At 54.3% G+C, this 18,836-nt stretch carries 21 protein-coding genes; 8 read left to right on the forward strand and 13 right to left on the reverse strand.

What is annotated here, in order from left to right:
* Positions 1-72 precede the first annotated feature (72 nt).
* The gene (thiI, locus tag ETA_RS13785; protein WP_012442235.1) at positions 73-1,521 is read right to left on the reverse strand and encodes a tRNA uracil 4-sulfurtransferase ThiI; all 1,449 of its coding nucleotides are present in this window, start codon (positions 1,519-1,521) and stop codon (positions 73-75) included.
* A 252-nt stretch (positions 1,522-1,773) separates the two neighbouring features.
* On the opposite strand from thiI, the gene xseB reads away from it, so the two are divergent.
* Genes xseB through dxs form a run of 3 tightly spaced genes read left to right on the forward strand, consistent with a single transcriptional unit; the run spans position 1,774 to position 4,799 of the window.
* Positions 1,774-2,016 (forward strand): exodeoxyribonuclease VII small subunit, encoded by a 243-nt coding sequence (gene xseB, locus ETA_RS13790; RefSeq protein WP_012442236.1) that lies wholly within the window; start codon positions 1,774-1,776, stop codon positions 2,014-2,016.
* Entirely contained in the window at positions 2,016-2,915 is a 900-nt protein-coding gene (ispA, locus tag ETA_RS13795; protein WP_012442237.1) for a (2E,6E)-farnesyl diphosphate synthase, read from the forward strand. The genes xseB and ispA overlap by 1 nt, the downstream gene beginning before the upstream one ends.
* 18 nt (positions 2,916-2,933) lie before the next feature.
* Positions 2,934-4,799, forward strand: a complete 1,866-nt coding sequence (gene dxs / locus ETA_RS13800) for a 1-deoxy-D-xylulose-5-phosphate synthase (protein WP_012442238.1) — start codon at positions 2,934-2,936, stop codon at positions 4,797-4,799.
* 45 nt (positions 4,800-4,844) lie between these two features.
* On the opposite strand, the gene pgpA is transcribed toward dxs, so the two are convergent.
* The 6 genes from pgpA to nrdR form a co-directional block, all read right to left on the reverse strand.
* Positions 4,845-5,324, reverse strand: coding sequence for a phosphatidylglycerophosphatase A (gene pgpA, locus ETA_RS13805; RefSeq protein WP_012442239.1), 480 nt, complete (start codon positions 5,322-5,324; stop codon positions 4,845-4,847).
* 4 nt (positions 5,325-5,328) lie between these two features.
* Positions 5,329-6,306 (reverse strand): thiamine-phosphate kinase, encoded by a 978-nt coding sequence (gene thiL / locus ETA_RS13810; RefSeq protein WP_012442240.1) that lies wholly within the window; start codon positions 6,304-6,306, stop codon positions 5,329-5,331.
* A gap of 50 nt (positions 6,307-6,356) precedes the next feature.
* On the reverse strand, positions 6,357-6,776 hold the full coding sequence (gene nusB / locus ETA_RS13815) for a transcription antitermination factor NusB (RefSeq protein WP_012442241.1): 420 nt from the start codon (positions 6,774-6,776) through the stop codon (positions 6,357-6,359).
* 15 nt (positions 6,777-6,791) lie between these two features.
* Positions 6,792-7,262: a 6,7-dimethyl-8-ribityllumazine synthase gene (ribH, locus tag ETA_RS13820; protein WP_012442242.1), complete on the reverse strand. Its 471-nt coding sequence runs from the start codon at positions 7,260-7,262 to the stop codon at positions 6,792-6,794.
* Between the two features lie 87 nt (positions 7,263-7,349).
* Positions 7,350-8,453, reverse strand: coding sequence for a bifunctional diaminohydroxyphosphoribosylaminopyrimidine deaminase/5-amino-6-(5-phosphoribosylamino)uracil reductase RibD (gene ribD / locus ETA_RS13825; RefSeq protein ID WP_012442243.1), 1,104 nt, complete (start codon positions 8,451-8,453; stop codon positions 7,350-7,352).
* A gap of 4 nt (positions 8,454-8,457) precedes the next feature.
* On the reverse strand, positions 8,458-8,907 hold the full coding sequence (nrdR, locus tag ETA_RS13830; RefSeq protein ID WP_012442244.1) for a transcriptional regulator NrdR: 450 nt from the start codon (positions 8,905-8,907) through the stop codon (positions 8,458-8,460).
* 175 nt (positions 8,908-9,082) lie between these two features.
* On the opposite strand from nrdR, the gene lysM reads away from it, so the two are divergent.
* A complete protein-coding gene (gene lysM / locus ETA_RS13835; RefSeq protein ID WP_012442245.1) occupies positions 9,083-9,526 on the forward strand; it encodes a peptidoglycan-binding protein LysM in 444 nt (147 codons plus the stop codon).
* Positions 9,527-9,547: 21 nt separating this feature from the next.
* Positions 9,548-10,105, forward strand: coding sequence for a SadB/YajI family lipoprotein (locus tag ETA_RS13840; RefSeq protein ID WP_012442246.1), 558 nt, complete (start codon positions 9,548-9,550; stop codon positions 10,103-10,105).
* Between the two features lie 44 nt (positions 10,106-10,149).
* On the opposite strand, the gene secF is transcribed toward ETA_RS13840, so the two are convergent.
* The 5 genes from secF to queA all read right to left on the reverse strand — a co-directional run bounded on the left by secF (position 10,150) and on the right by queA (position 15,624).
* Positions 10,150-11,118 carry a protein translocase subunit SecF gene (gene secF, locus ETA_RS13845; protein ID WP_012442247.1) on the reverse strand — a complete coding sequence of 323 codons (969 nt, stop codon included), beginning with the start codon at positions 11,116-11,118 and terminating at the stop codon, positions 10,150-10,152.
* A gap of 10 nt (positions 11,119-11,128) precedes the next feature.
* Positions 11,129-12,976, reverse strand: a complete 1,848-nt coding sequence (gene secD / locus ETA_RS13850; RefSeq protein WP_012442248.1) for a protein translocase subunit SecD — start codon at positions 12,974-12,976, stop codon at positions 11,129-11,131.
* Positions 12,977-13,003: 27 nt separating this feature from the next.
* Positions 13,004-13,333 carry a preprotein translocase subunit YajC gene (gene yajC / locus ETA_RS13855; RefSeq protein ID WP_012442249.1) on the reverse strand — a complete coding sequence of 110 codons (330 nt, stop codon included), beginning with the start codon at positions 13,331-13,333 and terminating at the stop codon, positions 13,004-13,006.
* A gap of 17 nt (positions 13,334-13,350) precedes the next feature.
* Positions 13,351-14,481, reverse strand: a complete 1,131-nt coding sequence (tgt, locus tag ETA_RS13860; RefSeq protein WP_012442250.1) for a tRNA guanosine(34) transglycosylase Tgt — start codon at positions 14,479-14,481, stop codon at positions 13,351-13,353.
* A gap of 75 nt (positions 14,482-14,556) precedes the next feature.
* Positions 14,557-15,624: a tRNA preQ1(34) S-adenosylmethionine ribosyltransferase-isomerase QueA gene (queA, locus tag ETA_RS13865; RefSeq protein ID WP_012442251.1), complete on the reverse strand. Its 1,068-nt coding sequence runs from the start codon at positions 15,622-15,624 to the stop codon at positions 14,557-14,559.
* A 103-nt stretch (positions 15,625-15,727) separates the two neighbouring features.
* Between queA and ETA_RS13870 the strand changes: the two genes are divergently transcribed.
* From ETA_RS13870 to ETA_RS20600, 3 genes are all read left to right on the forward strand, one after another.
* Positions 15,728-16,309: an acyl carrier protein phosphodiesterase gene (locus ETA_RS13870; RefSeq protein WP_012442252.1), complete on the forward strand. Its 582-nt coding sequence runs from the start codon at positions 15,728-15,730 to the stop codon at positions 16,307-16,309.
* Between the two features lie 200 nt (positions 16,310-16,509).
* On the forward strand, positions 16,510-17,112 hold the full coding sequence (locus ETA_RS13875) for a peroxiredoxin C (protein ID WP_012442253.1): 603 nt from the start codon (positions 16,510-16,512) through the stop codon (positions 17,110-17,112).
* Between the two features lie 148 nt (positions 17,113-17,260).
* Complete coding sequence (locus ETA_RS20600; protein WP_269446400.1) at positions 17,261-17,392, forward strand: hypothetical protein; 132 nt, start codon at positions 17,261-17,263, stop codon at positions 17,390-17,392.
* An 85-nt stretch (positions 17,393-17,477) separates the two neighbouring features.
* Here ETA_RS20600 and proY read toward each other — a convergent pair whose 3' ends face one another.
* Entirely contained in the window at positions 17,478-18,830 is a 1,353-nt protein-coding gene (gene proY, locus ETA_RS13880) for a proline-specific permease ProY (RefSeq protein ID WP_012442254.1), read from the reverse strand.
* Between the last annotated feature and the right edge of the window lie 6 nt (positions 18,831-18,836).

Below are 18,836 nucleotides of genomic sequence, written 5' to 3' on the forward strand. Positions count from 1 at the left end.
ATAGCAATCGGGTAAGGATGACAGGTCTGGCCGGGTACGCGGTACGGCTAAGCCCGGAGGGAGCTGGCCGAACTAAGGGCGATAAACCTTCACGTTTTTAAAGCCCTGTTCGTGCAGGTAGAGCGCCTGTAAACGGCTCATCACGCCGCGTTCGCAGTACAGCAGCCAGCTTTTGCTCTGGTCGAGATCGCCAAACTGCGTTGCCAGCTTGTAGAACGGCAGCGATTTCACGACCACACCCTCCACTTCCAGCGGACGCGCCTCCTGCTCATCGTTGGAACGAATATCCAGTATCACGTCATTATGAGAAAACGAGGCTACGGTCTCGACTTCAGCCACTTCCTCTTGCGCCTTCTCGGCGATTTCACGAATATCTACGTTCGTTGCTTCCTCAACCATCCGCTCAAGAATGGCAAAGTCGAAGTTCTGCTCTTCGTGCTCGATCTTCGCCTTAACCGCTTTGACCGTTGGGCTTTTTGAGATAACGCCGCAATATTCCGGCATAGTCCGTGCAAAATCTTCGGTGCCAATTTCACGCGCCAGTTTGATGATGTGTTCTTTGTCGTGCGAAATAAGGGGGCGTAGGATCAACGTGTCGCTGGCATTATCGATCAGTCGCAGGTTGGTCAACGTCTGGCTGGAAACCTGCCCCAGCGCTTCACCGGTCACCAGCGCCTGCACGCCGTAGCGCTCGGCAATTTTGGAGGCGGCACGGACCATCATACGCTTCAGCACGACGCCCATCTGGCCATCATCCACTTTTTCCAGGATCTCGCCGACCACCGGCTCAAAGTTAATCGCCACAAAGCGGACGCGGTGTGTGCTGCCGTAGCGCTTCCACAGATAGTGGGCAACCTGACGCACGCCGATCTCATGCGCTGCACCACCGAGATTAAAGAAACAATAGTGCACACGGCAGCCACGGCGCATCAGCATGTAGCTGGAGACGCCTGAGTCAAAACCACCGGAAATCAGTGACAGCACATCTTCCTGGGTGCCGATAGGATAACCGCCGATACCTTCGTAACGGGCGGTGACCAGGATCAGGCGTTCGTCTTCAATTTCCAGATTGACCGTCACCTGCGGGCGATTAAGCTGCACCTGAGCGCTGGCCACGTGCTGATTCAGGCCGCCGCCAACGTAGCGCTCAACGTCCTGTGAACTGAATTCGTGCTTACCGCGACGCTTCACGCGCACGCAGAAGGTCTTGCCTTCAATGCGTTCACGGTTCATTTCAAGAGTTTGCTCAAAAATGTGGTGCACGTCGGTATAGGGGCGATCTTCCACCGCCAGTATATGATGGATGCCCGGAATGCGCGTCAGTTCTGCAACAATAGCCGCACGCTTGCTTTCATCTTTGGCGCGAACTTCGATATTGTCCCAATGGCGAACCACGGCAAGGGTTTCATCGTAAGGTTTCAGAACATTGCGAATATTTCCGGTAAGGATTTTAATAAAACGCAGGCGTACCGACTGGCTTTTAATTGTAATTTCAGGGAATAACTTAATGATAAACTTCATGGCGGCATTTATTCGTTAGGCAATTAAGTGCTGATGGGGGGGCACTTAACTGTTAAAATCAAAGTCTCGCAAATTGGCCTGCGCCCTTTGCATCCGCCATGAGTATACCATCTTTGTCTGACGGCTGCTGATCCATCTGCCGCCGGCAGGGCCGTCCCCGATAACACAAAATTTGCAGGGGATATTTTGCTAATCATTTAGAGTCGGCTACCATGAGCATTCTCTGATGAAAATGCACAGTCAGGATTAGAAATGCCAAAAAAAACTCAACAGTCTGTCAGTTTCGAAGCCTCCCTGCAGCAGCTGGAGCAGATTGTCAGCCGCCTGGAAAGCGGCGATCTTGCGCTGGAAGAAGCGCTGAATGAATTTGAGCGCGGCGTGCAGCTAGCGCGTGCCGGGCAGCAGGTGCTTCAACAGGCCGAGCAGCGGGTACAAATCTTGCTGAGCGATGATAAAAATGCTGAGCTGACGCCCTTCACGCCGGAAAAAGAGTAATGGATTTTAACGTCTTACTCACCAGCCACTATCAGCGAGTCAACGCAGCGATCCAGGGATTTGTTTCACAACTGCCTTTTCAGAGTACTCCTCTGGTTAACGCGATAGAATATGGCGCATTATTGGGCGGCAAGCGTTTACGCCCCTTCCTGGTCTACGCGACGGGCAACATGCTGCACGCAGACGATGCCGCGCTGGATGCGCCGGCGGCAGCGGTCGAATGTATTCATGCGTATTCACTTATTCATGACGATCTGCCCGCGATGGATAATGACAGCCTGCGCCGCGGCCAGCCTACCTGTCATATCAAGTTTGGTGAGGATGCGGCGATTCTGGCAGGCGATGCGCTCCAGACGCTCGCCTTTTCGATACTTGCTGACGCCCCGATGCCGGGAGTCACGGCGGAAAGTCGTGTTGCCATGCTGTCTGAACTGGCCCAGGCCAGCGGCGTAGCCGGAATGTGCGGCGGTCAGGCGCTGGATCTCGCGGCCGAAGGCAAACGGGTCACGCTAGACGAACTTGAGCAGATCCACAGGCATAAGACCGGCGCGCTGATCCGTTCGGCCGTTCGACTCGGCGCCCTTTCCGCAGGTGCCCCTGGTCGTGCCGCTCTGCCCGCTCTTGACCGTTTTGCCGATGCGATTGGCCTGGCCTTTCAGGTTCAGGATGACATCCTTGATGTTATCGGTGATACCGTGGTGCTTGGAAAGCAGCAGGGTGCCGACCAGCAATTGGGCAAAAGTACTTACCCGGCACTAATGGGGCTTGAAAATGCGCGGCTGAAAGCATGGGATCTTTATCAAGAATCCCTCAACGCGTTAGAGACACTTGCCGCACAGTCTTACAACACGACCGCGTTACGCGCGCTGGCAAGCTTTATAATCGAACGCGATAAATAACCTCTAAATGAGTCACTGATGAGTTTTGAAACTGCAAAATACCCGACGCTTGCTCTGGCAAGTACGGTGCAAGAATTACGTTTGCTACCGAAAGAGAGCCTGCCAACACTCTGTGACGAGCTGCGGCAGTATCTGCTCGACAGCGTAAGCCGCTCCAGCGGTCATTTTGCTTCCGGGCTGGGCGTGGTGGAATTGACCGTCGCTCTGCATTACGTTTACAACACGCCGTTTGACCATCTGATATGGGACGTAGGACATCAGGCTTATCCCCACAAGATCCTCACCGGGCGTCGCGATCGGATAGGCACTATCCGTCAGAAAAACGGGCTGCACCCCTTCCCGTGGCGTGATGAAAGTGAATACGATGTGCTCAATGTGGGTCACTCATCAACCTCTATCAGTGCAGGGTTAGGTATGGCGGTTGCCGCCGGTAAAGAAGCGCAAGGCCGTCGAACGGCCTGTGTTATCGGCGATGGCGCGATCACCGCCGGGATGGCGTTTGAAGCGATGAATCATGCCGGAGACTGTAAGGCCGACCTGCTGGTGGTGCTGAACGACAATGAAATGTCGATCTCTGAAAACGTGGGCGCGCTTAATAACCGGCTGGCACAAATTCTGTCCGGAAAAACCTACTCACGTCTGCGTGAGAGCGGCAAAAAAGTCCTCGACGGCCTGCCTCCCATCAAGGAGCTGGTGAAACGTACCGAAGAACACCTGAAGGGAATGGTGGTGCCGGGCACCCTTTTTGAAGAGCTGGGCTTTAATTATATCGGCCCGGTAGATGGCCACGACGTGCTGGCTTTGGTGCACACGCTGCGTAATATGCGCGCGCTGAAAGGCCCGCAGTTCCTGCACGTCATGACCAAAAAGGGGAAAGGCTATGCCCCGGCGGAAAAAGATCCGATCAGCTGGCATGCCGTACCTAAGTTCGATCCGGCCAGCGGGCTGCTGCCAAAAAGTGCTGAAGGTCTGCCGAGCTATTCAAAAATTTTCGGACAGTGGTTGAGTGAAACCGCCGCCGCTGATGACAGGCTGATGGCCGTCACCCCGGCGATGCGCGAAGGCTCCGGAATGGTCAGCTTCTCGCGCGATTATCCCCAGCAATATTTCGATGTGGCGATTGCCGAGCAGCACGCGGTTACATTTGCAGCAGGACTGGCTATCGGCGGCTATAAGCCGGTGGTGGCGATCTACTCCACTTTCCTGCAGCGCGCCTACGATCAGCTGATCCATGATGTCGCCATTCAAAAACTGCCGGTGCTGTTTGCCATCGACCGTGGCGGCATCGTCGGTGCTGACGGGCAGACTCACCAGGGGGCCTTTGATATTGCCTTCCTGCGCTGTATCCCTGATATGGTGATTATGACGCCAAGCGATGAGAATGAATGCCGCCAAATGCTGTATACCGGTTATCACCACCAGGGTGGCCCAAGCGCGGTGCGCTATCCGCGTGGCAATGGCACCGGCGCACCGCTTGAAGCGCTGGCTTCGCTGCCGCTAGGCAAAGGCGTGGTCAAACGCCGCGGAGAGAAAATGGCCATTCTTAACTTTGGTACGCTGCTCCCGCAGGCGGCCGAGGTGGCGGAAGCCATCAATGCCACGCTGGTGGATATGCGTTTTGTCAAACCGCTGGACGAAGCGCTGGTGCTGGAGCTGGCGGCACAGCACCAGTCACTGATCACGCTTGAGGAAGGATCAATCAAAGGCGGTGCCGGAAGCGGCGTGAATGAGCTTTTGATGGCTAAACGCCGGGCGATCCCGGTGCTGAATATTGGCCTACCCGATGAATTTATTCCTCCGGGCACGCAGGATGAGATCCGTAGCGATTATCAGCTGGATGCCGACGGTATCCAACGGCAGATCGCCGACTGGCTGGCACAATAACCTTTCACCTACTCCCTGCGGGGAGTAGGTGAGCGCAGCCTGGCATTAAATCAGCCAGTAATGCCCGGCACAGTAGAGAATAGCCGCTGATATCACCCCGGCGATAATATCATCCACCATAATTCCCATCCCGCCGTGCACGTTGCGGTCAAACCAGCGGATGGGCCAGGGTTTCCAGATATCCAGCACGCGGAACAGCAAAAATCCTGCCAGCACCCACCTCCAGTCGTTAACCGGAATGGCCATCAGCGTGATCCACATACCGATAAACTCATCCCAGACGATGCTGCCGTGATCGTGCACGCCCATATCCTTCGCCGTACGATGGCAAAGATACACGCCAATACTGATACCCAGCAGCACCGCTAGCGAGTAGAGATCCTGCGGCAGAAAGCTCATCAGATACCAGAATGGGATCGCCGCCAGCGACCCCATGGTGCCCGGCATCCAGGGGCTTAAACCGCTGCCGAATCCGGTGGCCAGTAAATGCCACGGATTGCTCATTTTCAGACGGCTTTTAGCCATATCCTTAGCGCGAGCCAAAATGATCGAATCCTTTCAGGTTAATTTCAACGGGCCGATCGTTTTGCAGCAACGTTAGCCCATCTGACTGCGGAGCAATCTGCCCGATGCAGGTATAAGGAACGCCGTGATACCCCAGCGCTACGTCAAGCGCGCCACGGTTAATTTCCGGTACGGTAAAGCAGAGTTCATAATCTTCACCGCCGCTCAACGCCCAGTGCAGCGTCTGCTGCGCGGGAAAGTTTTGCTTCACGACCTCTGAAAGGGGTAAGGCGTCAAGATTAAGCCGGGCACCACAGGCGCTGGCCTGTAGGATGTGGCCGAGATCGGAGATGAGCCCATCGGACAGATCGATGGCGGAGCTGGCCAGATCGCGCAATGCCTGCCCCTGCAGAACGCGGGGCATCGGCCGCAGATGACGCTTAATCAGCGCTTCGTGGGCGACCGGATCGTCGATTTTCACATGATGCTGTAGCAGCGCAAGGCCGGCAGCGCTGTCGCCTAACGTCCCCGTGACGTAGATCCAGTCGCCGATACGTGCACCGCTGCGCTTTAATGCTCTTCCCTGCGGCACCAGTCCATGAATGCCTAACGTCATGCTGAGCGGCCCACGCGTGGTATCGCCGCCGACCAGCTGCATATTGTAGTAATCCAGCAATTCAAACAGACTGTCGCTAAATGCTTTTAACCAGCTTTCGTTGACCTGCGGCAGCGTCAGTGCCAGCGTCAGCCATGCGGGATCTGCGCCCATTGCCGCCAGGTCGCTAAGATTAACCGCCAGCGCTTTGTATGCAAGATCGGCAGGATGAATATCACGCAGGAAGTGCACGCCGCATACCAGCGTGTCGGTACTGATAGCCAGAGTCTGTTTTTCCGGTACGCTGAGTAGCGCACAGTCGTCACCGATGCCTTTTTCCACATCGCGACGGGAGCATGTCGCGCGATCAAAATAGCGCGCAATCAGTTCAAATTCGCCACATGACATATTGCATTCCGGGGGTAAAAGAAGAGGCCGGATTGCACGGCCTCTGAGGATTATTTGCGGTTAGGGCGGATCTGCGGAGCGGCTTTGTCCAACACGCCGTTGACAAACTTATGACTGTCTTCAGCACCGAACACTTTTGCCAGCTCGATCCCCTCATTAATGGCAACCTTGTAGGGCACGTCTGAACGCTTACTCAGTTCAAACAGCGAGATACGCAGGATCGCCTTTTCCACCTGGCCCAGCTCTTCAAGCTGACGCGACAGGTATGGTTTCATCAGGCCGTCGAGGTATGCACTGTTAGTTGCAACGCCGCCGACCAGCTCACGGAAATAAGTAATATCGACGTCTTTAACGTCCTGTTCCGCCAGAAACTGGTATTCAACATCCGCGATGTCATTTTTGGATATCTGCCAGGAGTAGAGTGCCTGAACAGCACATTCACGGGCGCGGCGACGAGCAGCAGGTTTCACAAAATTCCCCTTAAATCAGGCATTAATGGCTTTCAATACGTTAATCATTTCCAGAGCGGTCAGGGCTGCTTCAGCACCTTTATTGCCCGCTTTGGTTCCGGCGCGTTCAATGGCCTGCTCGATATTTTCAGTCGTTAGCACGCCAAAGGCAACCGGGATATCGCTGTGCATGGCAACGCTGGCAAGACCAGAACTGGCCTCACCTGCCACGAATTCAAAATGGGCAGTACCGCCACGGATCACGGTGCCAAGAGCCACAACCGCGTCATGCTTGCCGGTTTTGGCCAGCGCACGCGCCGTCACGGGCAGTTCATAAGCACCAGGAACCCATACCACGGTGATATTCTCATCTTTGACCTGACCAATTCGTTTCAGGGCATCGAGAGCACCGCTCAGCAGGCTGTCGTTGATAAAGTTGTTGAAACGCGCAATCACCAGGGCAACGCGCGCGTCAGGAGTAGCAACAGCAGCTTCGATAACGTTCATAATCTTCCTTCCAGGGTTCTGTTTGGCCCCGCAGGGGGGCGGATTCTATCACACTCTTTGACGACCTGCTCGTTTTTGCGCAAGCCGTCATAACGGGGTCAACGTGAGCCTGAGATCAGGCCCCACCTGACGAATATCACTAAAGGTAAACGCCGGTGCGGCGGCCAGCGTTTCCAGTCCCGGCAGCTGGCACAGGGCGCGCCCGGCATCGCCAAGTAGTTTAGGAGCCATGTAGACGATCAGCTCATCGACAACGCCTGCCTGGAGTAATGCACCGGCAAATTGCGCTCCGGCCTCCACCCACAGGCTGTTAATCTGTTTTTTGCCCAGCAGCATCAGCATCGAGACCAGATCGAGGCGATCCTGATGGCGTGGTACGATCAGCTGACTGACGTTTTCCGGCCACTGCTGCGGACAGCTGGAGGTGCGCGCCAGCCAGGTTTCGCCCGGCTGGGCAATAAGCCGATGCTGTGGGGTAATGCGGTTCTGTCCGTCAACGATAACGCGTATCGGCTGGCGCAGTAGGTTGACCGGGTAGTCCGCCAGGCTGGCGCTATCCAGTTCATCATGACGGACGGTGAGCGCCGGATTATCGGCCAGCACGGTGCCGCTGGTGCTGAGAATAGCCGAGCTTTGCGCGCGCAGTCTTTGCACATCGCGTCTTGCTTCGGGGGACGTTATCCACTGACTTTCCCCACTGGCCATCGCCGTGCGCCCATCCAGCGAGGCGCCAAGTTTAAGCTGCACCCAAGGGAAGCCGGTGCGCATACGTTTGAGAAACCCACGGTTTAACGCTTCCGCTTCCTGCATCATCAGCCCGTGGCTGACCTCGATGCCCGCCTGCTGCAGACGATACAGGCCACGACCTGCCACCTGCGGATTCGGGTCCTGCATCGCGGTAACAACCCGCTTAACGCCAGCCGCAATCAGCGCATCGCAGCACGGCGGCGTACGGCCATGATGGCTACACGGCTCCAGCGTCACATAGACGGTAGCGCCACGCGATTTTTCACCCGCCATACGCAGCGCGTGAACTTCCGCGTGCGGCTCACCGGCACGCAGATGATAGCCTTCTCCCACGATCTGGTCATCACGTACCAGCACGCATCCTACATTGGGATTCGGCGTGGTGGTAAATCGGCCACGGCGCGCCAGTTCCAGCGCCCGGGCCATATAAACTTCATCGCGCATCCTGTCAGTCCTGTAAGCGGGCGATCTCTTCGCCGAATTCGCGGATATCTTCAAAGCTGCGATATACCGATGCAAAACGGATATAGGCCACTTTATCCAGTTTTTTTAGCTCGTCCATGACCAGGCTACCGATCGATTTACTGGCCACTTCGCGTTCACCGGTGGCACGCAGCTTACTTTTGATGTGGCTGATGGCATTTTCCACCGCATCCGAGCTAACCGGGCGCTTCTCCAGCGCCTTCATCAATCCACTGCGCAGCTTGTCTTCATTAAAGGGTTCACGCACGTCGTTGCTCTTAACCACCCGTGGCATCACCAGCTCTGCGACTTCAAACGTAGTGAAGCGTTCGTGACAAACCACACACTGGCGTCGGCGGCGCACGGAGGAGCCTTCCCCAACCAGGCGGGAGTCGATCACTTTAGTATCCACGGCGCAACAAAATGGGCAATGCATAAGTCTGTCCTGATTATTCAGCAGAGGGCTATCAGTGTACCCTGGAGTGGATAACAACTGAATCATTCACACGGACTTGCATTCGCTGATCTAGATGCCCGCCCCACAAAAGTGAAAAACAGGTCTATGCTTTGTGTACCCCCCATTCCGGGGTTTCACCAAAAAGGAGTCAAAAATGGGACTGTTTGATTTTGTTAAAGATGCAGGTGAGAAGATCCTGGATGCGTTCGCCGGAAATGCACACGCTCAGGGCACGGCCATTGAAGATAGTCTGAAAAAGCAGGGTATTCCGGGCGCTGACAAAGTGAAGGTCGAGGTTAACGGTGACAAAGCCGTTGTCACCGGCGAAGGCCTGACCCAGGAAGAGAAAGAGAAGATCTTGGTCGCCGCAGGCAATATCAAGGGCATCAGCAGCGTAGATGACAAGGTCGTTACTGATGCGCCCGCTGCCAATGAATCTGATTATTACACGGTGAAATCAGGCGATACGCTGAGCGCCATTTCCAAATCCGTTTACGGCGACGCCAATCAGTACAACAAAATCTTCGAGGCAAATAAGCCAATGCTTAGCCACCCGGATAAAATTTATCCAGGTCAGAAGCTGCGCATCCCTCAGTAACGGATCGATCGGGGAGAGGACGTGATCACACTGCGCGTAGGGGCAATGTCAGCCGCCCTGCTCCTGTCAGGATGTCTGTCCTCTCCGCCCGACCGTCAGACGCAACGGCTCCACCATCAGGTGAGCCGGTTGAGTCAGGAATTGGGCCATCTTACGCTTCAGGCAACCGCGATTGAGCGCCAAAGCCTGCTTAACCAGAACTCGCTTCAGGGTGCCTGGTTAGTCCCCGCCGCCAAAACCCCAGTGCTATTGCAGAGTCAGGCAGGCCAACTGCGCCTGTGGTTAAGCAATATCACCAGGCAAGATGGCGGGACGTGCGCGTTGCTGCATCTGAGTGTTGCCGATGCTGCGCGGCTGGCCGCACTCACCGGCCGGGTCGAATGGGGTAGCCTTGACGAGAGCAGCGGCAGACCGCTAAGCGCGCAAAGCCGCAGTGAAACCTTCCGGCTTGAACCCGCTTTACCGCCGCCTCGTGAAGCGGGGGTTATGCTGTATCTGCAGGGTTTCCCACCGGAGAAACTCGGCTATGTTCGCGTTCATGGCCTGATGCTGATCGGCTCATCAGCTTTTGCACCATAAAAAAACGGCCACCCTGGGGTGGCCGCCATTCTGACCGCATCGCGTTAAGGAAGAATCGAAGGCTGGTCCGCGCCCTCTTTTTCCACTTTCTGCTGGATCATATGCTCACGTTTCATGCCCAGCTTCAGCGCCAGGGCTGAAGAGACATAAATCGACGAGATAGTACCAATGGTAATCCCGATCAGCATCGTCAGCGAGAAGCCTTTCAACAATGCGCCGCCAAAGATAAACAGGATCACGACCATCGCCAACGTGGTTACCGAGGTGATGATGGTTCGGCTTAACGTCTGCGTCAGTGAGATATTGGTAATATCGTAAGAAGAACCGCGACGGATTTTGCGGAAGTTCTCACGGATACGGTCCGATACCACGATCTTATCGTTGAGCGAGTAGCCAATAACCGACATTAACGAGGCGATAATAGTCAGGTCTATCTCAATCTTGAACATAGAGAGCAGCCCCATCGTAATGACCACATCGTGTGCCAGCGCCAGTACGGTGCCTAGCGCCAAACGCCACTCAAAGCGAAAGCCAATATAGAACAGAATGGCAATCAGCGCCGAAAGCAGCGCCATCCCACCCGCCTGAGCCAGATCGCTCCCCACGCTGGGGCCGACAAACTCGATACGTTTGACGGTCGCATTCTGTCCGGTTGCTTCGTTGATGACGCCCAGCACCTTACTGCCCAGCGCTTCACCCGCATTGCCTTCAGCCGGCGGCATACGCACCAACACATCACGGCTGCTGCCAAAGTTTTGCACCTGCGGCTCGGCAAAACCGGCTTTTTGCAGGCTTTCACGCATCATATCCAGATCGGCCGGCTGTTCAAGATTGATCTCAATGACCGTACCGCCGGTGAAATCGAGTCCCCAGTTGAAGCCCCGAACACCAATGATGGCTACTGCTACTATTAGCAATATTCCAGAAATGATGAACGCCAGTTTATCCCAGCGCATAAAGTCGATGACTTTACGCCCGTGATTCATTTGTTCAACACTATGTTCCTGTGCCACAACGCACTCCTCAGATAGACAACTTGTTAATGCGTTTGCCGCCATACATCAGATTGACGATGGCACGGGTGCCGATAATCGCGGTAAACATGGAAGTTGCCACACCAATCGCAGTTGTGATAGCAAACCCTTTAATCGAGCCGGTACCCACTGCGTACAGAATGATAACTTTAATCAGCGTGGTCACGTTGGCATCCACGATACTGGAAAACGCGCCTTTATAACCCTCATGGATCGCCTGCTGTACGGAACGTCCGTTACGCAGCTCCTCCTTGATACGCTCGTTAATCAGTACGTTAGCATCGACTGCTACCGCCAGCGTTAACACAATACCGGCAATACCCGGCATTGTTAGCGTAGCGCCAGGAAGCAGCGACATAATGCCGACGATCAGCACCAGGTTAGCCAGCAGTGCGCTGGTGGCTACCAGGCCGAATTTCTTGTACCACACCACCATAAAGACGATAGAAGCAATCAGCCCCCACAGGCAGGCTTCCAGCCCCTGGGTGATGTTCTGCGCACCCATCGTTGGACCAATGGTACGCTCTTCCACAATCTGAATTGGCGCAATCAACGCACCGGCACGCAGCAGCAGCGAAAGCTGACGAGCTTCGTTCGGGTTATTGATACCGGTAATACGGAAGCTGTTACCCAGTCGTGACTGGATATTGGCAACGTTAATCACCTCTTCATGCTTTTCCAGAATCGCACGGCCATTGGCGTCTTTCTTACCACTGTCTTTGTATTCAACAAACAGGGTCGCCATCGCTTTACCTACGCTGTCTTTGGTAAAGTTGGACATGATATTGCCGCCAGCGCTGTCCAGAGAAATATTCACCTGTGGCTGATTGTATTCATCGGTGCTGGATGTGGAGTCGGTAATGTGGTCACCGGTAAGGATCACCCGCTTGTACAGCACAACCGGCTGCCCTTCGCGCGTATCTTTTACTTCCGAATCGCCCGGTATACGGCCGTTTGCGGCTGATGTTGCGTCCACGCTGGTATTGACCAGTCGGAACTCCAGCGTTGCCGTTGCTCCCAGGATCTCTTTGGCGCGCGCCGTATCCTGAATACCCGGCAGTTCAACTACGATACGATCCGATCCCTGGCGCTGCACCAGAGGTTCCGCCACGCCCAGCTGATTAACACGGTTGCGCAGAATATTGATGTTCTGCTGAACGGCATATTCACGCGCTTCACGCATGCGCTCGTCGCTCATTACCGCCGTCAGGGCATTACTGCCGCTGCTGTTGATCACCATATCGCGGTGACGAGTGGTCAGATAACTAATGGCGGCATCACGCGCTTTATCGTCACGGAAGCGAATTTCCAGACCATAATTAGCGGTTTTACGCACGTTAATGTAGGGAATACTTTTCTCGCGCAGGTCGCTACGTAGATTGTCGATGTTCTGATCCTGAAGCTTGCCCAGCGCGGTATCCATATCAACTTCCATCAGGAAGTGGACACCACCACGCAGATCGAGACCGAGTTTCATCGGCTCTGCGGACAACATTGCTAACCAGGCTGGCGTTGCAGGAGCGAGGTTAAGCGCCACCACATAATCTTCGCCGAGAACTTTTATTATCGCCTCACGCGCGCGCAGCTGCACGTCGGTGTTAGCGAAACGCGCCAGAATAGCGCCATTTTCCAGAGCAACGGATTTACTTGGAATATTGTCTTGTTTTAAAGCGCTTTGGATCTGGACCAGCGTTTGCTCACTGGCGGCGCTTCCGCGCGCACCAGTGATCTGAACAGCCGGATCCTCACCATAAAGGTTAGGGAGTGCATACAGCAGACCGACGAGTAACACGACGATCAGCATGATGTACTTCCATAAAGGATAACGATTTAACACGGCAGTTCCCTTAGGGAAATCAAAAAATTAAAGCGCCTTCATCGTACCTTTCGGCAAAACGGCAGCAACAAAGTCACGCTTGACGACAACTTCAGTCGTATCGTTAAGGGCAATAGCCACATAGCCCGTTTCAGCTACTTTGGTTACGCGTCCGACTAAACCACCCGTGGTCAGAACTTCATCGCCTTTAGCAATTGAGTCCATCAGTTTTTTGTGCTCTTTCGCACGTTTTTGCTGAGGGCGTAAGATCATAAAGTAGAAAATCAGACCAAACACCACCAGCATTATCACCAGAGAATACGGACTACTCTGAGAAGGTGCTGCGGCTGCCACGGCATCAGAAGTGAAAAAGCTCATTAAAATTCCCTCATCGTTTAATTATCAGACGTGATTGGCGGAACCGCCGCTCCCGTCCGTTGGTAGAATTCACTAACAAAGTGCTCTAATTTACCCTCTTCAATAGCCTGGCGTAAACCCGCCATTAAGCGCTGATAATAGCGCAGGTTATGAATGGTATTCAGACGTGCACCCAAAATTTCATTACAGCGGTCAAGATGATACAGATAGGCACGGCTATAATTGCGGCAGGTATAGCAATCACACTCGGCATCGAGCGGCGAGATGTCGTCTTTGTACTTCGCATTGCGGATTTTTACCACGCCGTCGCTGACAAAGAGATGCCCATTACGTGCATTGCGGGTCGGCATAACGCAGTCGAACATATCCACACCGCGTCGTACACCTTCCACCAGATCCTGAGGCTTACCGACGCCCATCAGGTAGCGTGGCTTGTCCTGCGGAAGCTGCGGACAGACATGCTCCAGGATGCGGTGCATATCTTCCTTAGGCTCACCGACCGCCAGGCCGCCCACAGCGTACCCATCAAAGCCGATATCTACCAATCCTTTAACCGACACATCTCGTAAATCTTCGTAAACACTGCCCTGAATAATGCCAAATAACGCGTTTTTATTACCCAGGGAGTCAAAACGGTCGCGGCTGCGTTGCGCCCAGCGCAGCGACATTTCCATTGAACGCTTGGCATAATCCCAATCGGCCGGGTACGGCGTACATTCATCAAAGATCATTACAATGTCAGAGCCGAGGTCGTACTGAATTTCCATCGATTTTTCCGGATCGAGGAAAATCGCGTCACCGTTAATCGGATTACGGAAATGCACCCCTTTCTCAGTAATTTTGCGGATATCACCCAGGCTAAATACCTGGAAACCGCCGGAGTCCGTAAGAATAGGCCCTTTCCACTGCATAAAATCATGCAGATCGCCGTGCAGCTTCATGATCTCCTGCCCAGGGCGTAACCATAAATGGAAAGTATTGCCGAGAATGATCTGAGCGCCAGTGTCCTGCACTTCTTCCGGCGTCATGCCTTTTACCGTGCCGTAGGTGCCTACCGGCATAAATGCCGGAGTTTCTACTACCCCACGCTCAAAAACCAGACGGCCACGGCGCGCGCGCCCGTCTGTCGTGTCTAATTCAAACTTCACATTGCCTCCACCAGAAATACAGTCTGATGTAAATGGTTGCTGGGAGCGGGAATGCCCCGCCCACGGGGGAATTCACTAACCCGGTATCTCGGCAAACGCCTGTGGATTACGGGTAATAAACATCGCATCGCCGTAGCTGAAGAAGCGGTACTGTTCAGCAACAGCCTGCTGGTAAGCGCGCATAGTATGCTTATAACCGGCAAAAGCGGAAACCAGCATAATTAGCGTCGACTCTGGCAGGTGGAAATTGGTCACCAGCGCATCAATCACCTGGTAGTGATAACCAGGATAAATAAAGATTTTCGTATCGCCGAAAAATGGTGCAATTAGCGTATTTTCCGCGGCCTGCGCCGCGCTCTCTAATGAACGCACTGAAGTCGTCCCAACCGCTATGACCCGATTGCCACGCGCCTTACAGGCCAGCACCGCATCAACCACATCCTGCGGCACCTCGGCATACTCGGCATGCATAATATGGTCTTCAATGGTATCGACACGCACCGGCTGGAACGTACCTGCACCGACGTGCAGAGTAACGAAAGCCGTTTCAATCCCTTTTTCACGTAACGCTACCAGCAACGGCTCGTCGAAATGCAGGCCCGCCGTTGGGGCCGCCACCGCGCCAGGCTTCTGGCTGTACACGGTCTGATAAAGCTCACGGTCGGCATCTTCGTCGGGGCGGTCGATATAAGGAGGCAGCGGCATATGGCCGATACTGTTTAAAATATCCAGCACCGGGCGCGCATCGTTAAATTCAATTTCAAACAGCGTATCGTGTCGTGCCAGCATAGTGGCCTGCACGCTTTCATCATCCCCCAACAGCAGGTCGCTGCCGGGCTTGGGTGCTTTAGATGAACGCACATGGGCCAGTACCCGCGTGTCATCCAGCATGCGCTCCACCAGCACCTCAATCTTTCCGCCGCTGGCCTTACGACCGAAAATGCGCGCCGGGATCACCCGCGTGTTGTTGAACACCAGCAGATCGCCAGGATTGAGCTTGTGCAACAAATCGGTAAATACACCATGCGTTAACGCGCCATCAGAACCATTTAACGACAGCAAGCGGCATCCGCTACGCTCGGCCTGCGGATAGTGGGCAATCAAGGATTCGGGTAACTCAAAAGTAAAATCAGCAACGCGCATGGTCATTCACAGTCTGGGAATTCAGGGCGCATAGTCTAGCTTAAAACGGGCCGTAGCTAAACAAGGTGCGTTATATCGCCCGCATATGAGGTAGAATAACGTCATGAACTATCTTGCCCACCTTCACCTGGCCCAACTTGCCGACAGTTCACTGCTCGGCAATCTGATGGCCGATTACGTGCGCGGCAATCCTTATCAACAGTGGCCCATCCCCATTGCTGATGGCATCAGCCTGCACCGCCGTATTGATGCTTTGACGGATGCGTTGCCGCAAGTCCGCCAGGCTCGCCAGCTTTTCCGGAGTGAAACCCGCCGGGTGGCACCGATTACGCTTGATGTTGTCTGGGACCACTTTTTGTCACATCACTGGAATAGGCTGGTGCCGGATATCTCCCTGCCGGCCTTCCTGGCGCAGGCTCGCAGTGTGATTGAACCACAGCTGACAAACACGCCGACTCGCTTTCAGACTCTTAACGCCTGGTTATGGCGCGAACGCTGGATAGAGCGTTATGCCGATCCGGCTTTCTTATTGAAGGTATTAGAGGGTATGGCCAGCCGCCGACCGAAGCTGGCCGCTCTGGCAGACAGTTATCAGGACTTCATCGATAACTATCAACAGCTTGAAGAACTGTTCTGGCAACTGTACCCGCAAATGATGGCACAGGCCGGGCGGCGCGAGTTGTAAGAAAAAGTCGTAGCGCTTTATTCTTTGCCCTTTGACTAAAACAGGTTATCGTATGGCCTCGCTTTATACTTAACCGTAATTTTGATAGGTATCCCCTATCTCAATAATCGGCGTGTCTCGCTGGTTCATGGCTGGACGCGCCTCGTATAATGCCGACATCTTTTATCCCCCTAATTTAATGACTTCAACAGGAGTGAATAATGGTCCTGGTTACTCGTCCAGCCCCTGATTTTACTGCCGCAGCTGTGCTGGGCAACGGTGAAATTGTAGAAAACTTTAACTTTAAAAAACACACCGCTGGTAAAGCCACCGTTGTGTTCTTTTGGCCAATGGACTTCACCTTCGTGTGCCCTTCTGAACTGATCGCGTTCGATAAGCGCTATGCAGAGTTCCAGAAACGCGGTGTGGAAGTGATCGGCGTTTCCTTCGACTCGGAGTTCGTGCATAACGCATGGCGTAAAACGCCGGTCGACAAAGGCGGCATCGGCGAAGTTCAGTACGCAATGGTTGCGGACATCAAACGTGAAATCCAGAAAGCCTGGGGTATCGAACACCCGGAAGCGGGCGTTGCTCTGCGTGGCTCTTTCCTGATCGACCAGGCGGGCGTGGTTCGTCACCAGGTGGTGAACGATCTGCCGCTGGGCCGTAACGTTGATGAAATGCTGCGTATGGTTGACGCGCTGCAGTTCCACGAAGAGCATGGCGAAGTGTGCCCTGCACAGTGGGAAAAAGGCAAAAAAGGTATGGGCGCATCTCCGGATGGCGTCGCTAAGTACCTGTCAGAAAACGCTTCTAAGCTGTAACAGCTCGGTTGTTGTTTGAATAAAGCTCGCTGCGGCGGGCTTTTTTTTATGCCAAATTTCCACCCAAGCCTCTCCAGTCATTGCTGCTAAAGGCCGTCCAATCATAGTTATGCCATATTATCCCAGCGGCCAGGACACGACGCCAGCAATGGCGGAGGCACTGGGTCTGTGGTGGGGCGACAACAAACCCATCAGCGAGATGGGCATGGCAGGATGCCATCAGATCGTCGTCGGAACGCTCTCTCCTTATGACCGCATGCTGCAAACGCAGCAAACATGATATCGACAAGTCGTTACTTATTCCGCCCGGTTATTGACAAAAAAAGGGGCGAACCATCGGTTCGCCCCTGCTCTTTTACGCCATATTAACCTGCTCTGCGTTTAACCCACTGCCAGCTCACCAGCAGCAGCACTATCCAGGCAAAACCAGCATAAAGTGATACGCGGGTATCAGGGAAATAGCCGATCAGGCCGATAATAAAGGCAAGGAAAGCAATGCCGATAGCCGCGGTCAGGGAACCTCCCGGCAGCGGAAACTTTAGCTCTTTTTGCTGCTCTGGCGTCAAAGTACGACGAAACGCAATCTGTGAGAACAGGATCATTATCCATACCCAGACGGTTGCGAAGGTCGCCAGCGAAGCAATCACCAGAAACACTTTTTCCGGCATCAGGTAGTTGAGATACACGGCAACCAGCATCGCCAGCATCATTGCCAGCACCGTCACCCAGGGAACACCTCTCTCCGACACGTTGGTGAACATTTTTGGCGCGTGGCCCTGCTCTGCCATACCGTAAAGCATACGTCCAACGCCGAACACATCGCTGTTGATCGCCGACAGTGAGGCGGTGATCACCACGAAGTTAAGCACTGCCGCCGCTGCGGCAATCCCCAGATGCTGGAAAGTGAGGACAAACGGGCTGCCGCTCGTGCCGACCTGATTCCAGGGATAGATCGACATGATGACAAACAGCGTACCCACGTAGAATACCAGGATGCGCAGTGGCACGGTATTAATGGCGCGCGGGATCGATACCGCCGGGTCTTTCGCTTCCCCGGCGGTAATGCCAATGATCTCTATCCCACCAAAGGCAAACATGACCATTTGCAGTGAAAGCACCACGCCAATCCAGCCGTTGGGTACAAAGCCACCGTGGGTCCACAGATTGCTGATACCGGTCGCCTGGCCACCGTTACCGATGCCCCAAAAGATAATGCCGATACCTGCAACAATCATCACAATAATGGTGGCAACTTTGAACAGCGACAACCAGAACTCCACCTCGCCGAACACCTTCACCGTGGCGAGGTTGATCGCGCCAATCACCAGTACCACGCTCAAAACCCAGATCCAGTGCGGCACATCGGGGAACCAGACGCTCATATAAATACCGAATGCGGTCACATCGGCAATGGCAACAATCAGGATTTCAAAACAGTAGGTCCAGCCGGTGATATAGCCCGCCAGCGGACCAAGATAGTCCTGTGCATAGCGCGAGAAGGAACTTGCCTGAGGGTTGTTAACGGACATTTCGCCGAGCGCGCGCATAATGATATATGCCGCCAGGCCCCCGACCAGATAGGCAAGCAGCACGCCGGGACCGGCTATTCTAATGGCATCGGCCGATCCGTAAAACAGACCGGTACCAATGGCTGAACCCAACGCCATAAAGCGAATATGGCGCGTACTCAATCCCTTTTTTAGAGTCATTTTTGTCATTTTTCC

Source organism: Erwinia tasmaniensis Et1/99, assembly GCF_000026185.1.
GTDB lineage: Bacteria > Pseudomonadota > Gammaproteobacteria > Enterobacterales > Enterobacteriaceae > Erwinia > Erwinia tasmaniensis.

Coding starts and splice junctions, on each gene's coding strand:
- thiI (WP_012442235.1), bottom strand. CDS start 1,521: ATGAAGTTTATCATTAAGTTATTCCCTGAAATTACAATTAAAAGCCAG.
- xseB (WP_012442236.1), top strand. CDS start 1,774: ATGCCAAAAAAAACTCAACAGTCTGTCAGTTTCGAAGCCTCCCTGCAG.
- ispA (WP_012442237.1), top strand. CDS start 2,016: ATGGATTTTAACGTCTTACTCACCAGCCACTATCAGCGAGTCAACGCA.
- dxs (WP_012442238.1), top strand. CDS start 2,934: ATGAGTTTTGAAACTGCAAAATACCCGACGCTTGCTCTGGCAAGTACG.
- pgpA (WP_012442239.1), bottom strand. CDS start 5,324: ATGGCTAAAAGCCGTCTGAAAATGAGCAATCCGTGGCATTTACTGGCC.
- thiL (WP_012442240.1), bottom strand. CDS start 6,306: ATGTCATGTGGCGAATTTGAACTGATTGCGCGCTATTTTGATCGCGCG.
- ribH (WP_012442242.1), bottom strand. CDS start 7,262: ATGAACGTTATCGAAGCTGCTGTTGCTACTCCTGACGCGCGCGTTGCC.
- ribD (WP_012442243.1), bottom strand. CDS start 8,453: ATGCGCGATGAAGTTTATATGGCCCGGGCGCTGGAACTGGCGCGCCGT.
- nrdR (WP_012442244.1), bottom strand. CDS start 8,907: ATGCATTGCCCATTTTGTTGCGCCGTGGATACTAAAGTGATCGACTCC.
- lysM (WP_012442245.1), top strand. CDS start 9,083: ATGGGACTGTTTGATTTTGTTAAAGATGCAGGTGAGAAGATCCTGGAT.
- yajC (WP_012442249.1), bottom strand. CDS start 13,333: ATGAGCTTTTTCACTTCTGATGCCGTGGCAGCCGCAGCACCTTCTCAG.
- queA (WP_012442251.1), bottom strand. CDS start 15,624: ATGCGCGTTGCTGATTTTACTTTTGAGTTACCCGAATCCTTGATTGCC.
- ETA_RS13870 (WP_012442252.1), top strand. CDS start 15,728: ATGAACTATCTTGCCCACCTTCACCTGGCCCAACTTGCCGACAGTTCA.
- ETA_RS13875 (WP_012442253.1), top strand. CDS start 16,510: ATGGTCCTGGTTACTCGTCCAGCCCCTGATTTTACTGCCGCAGCTGTG.
- ETA_RS20600 (WP_269446400.1), top strand. CDS start 17,261: ATGGCGGAGGCACTGGGTCTGTGGTGGGGCGACAACAAACCCATCAGC.
- proY (WP_012442254.1), bottom strand. CDS start 18,830: ATGACAAAAATGACTCTAAAAAAGGGATTGAGTACGCGCCATATTCGC.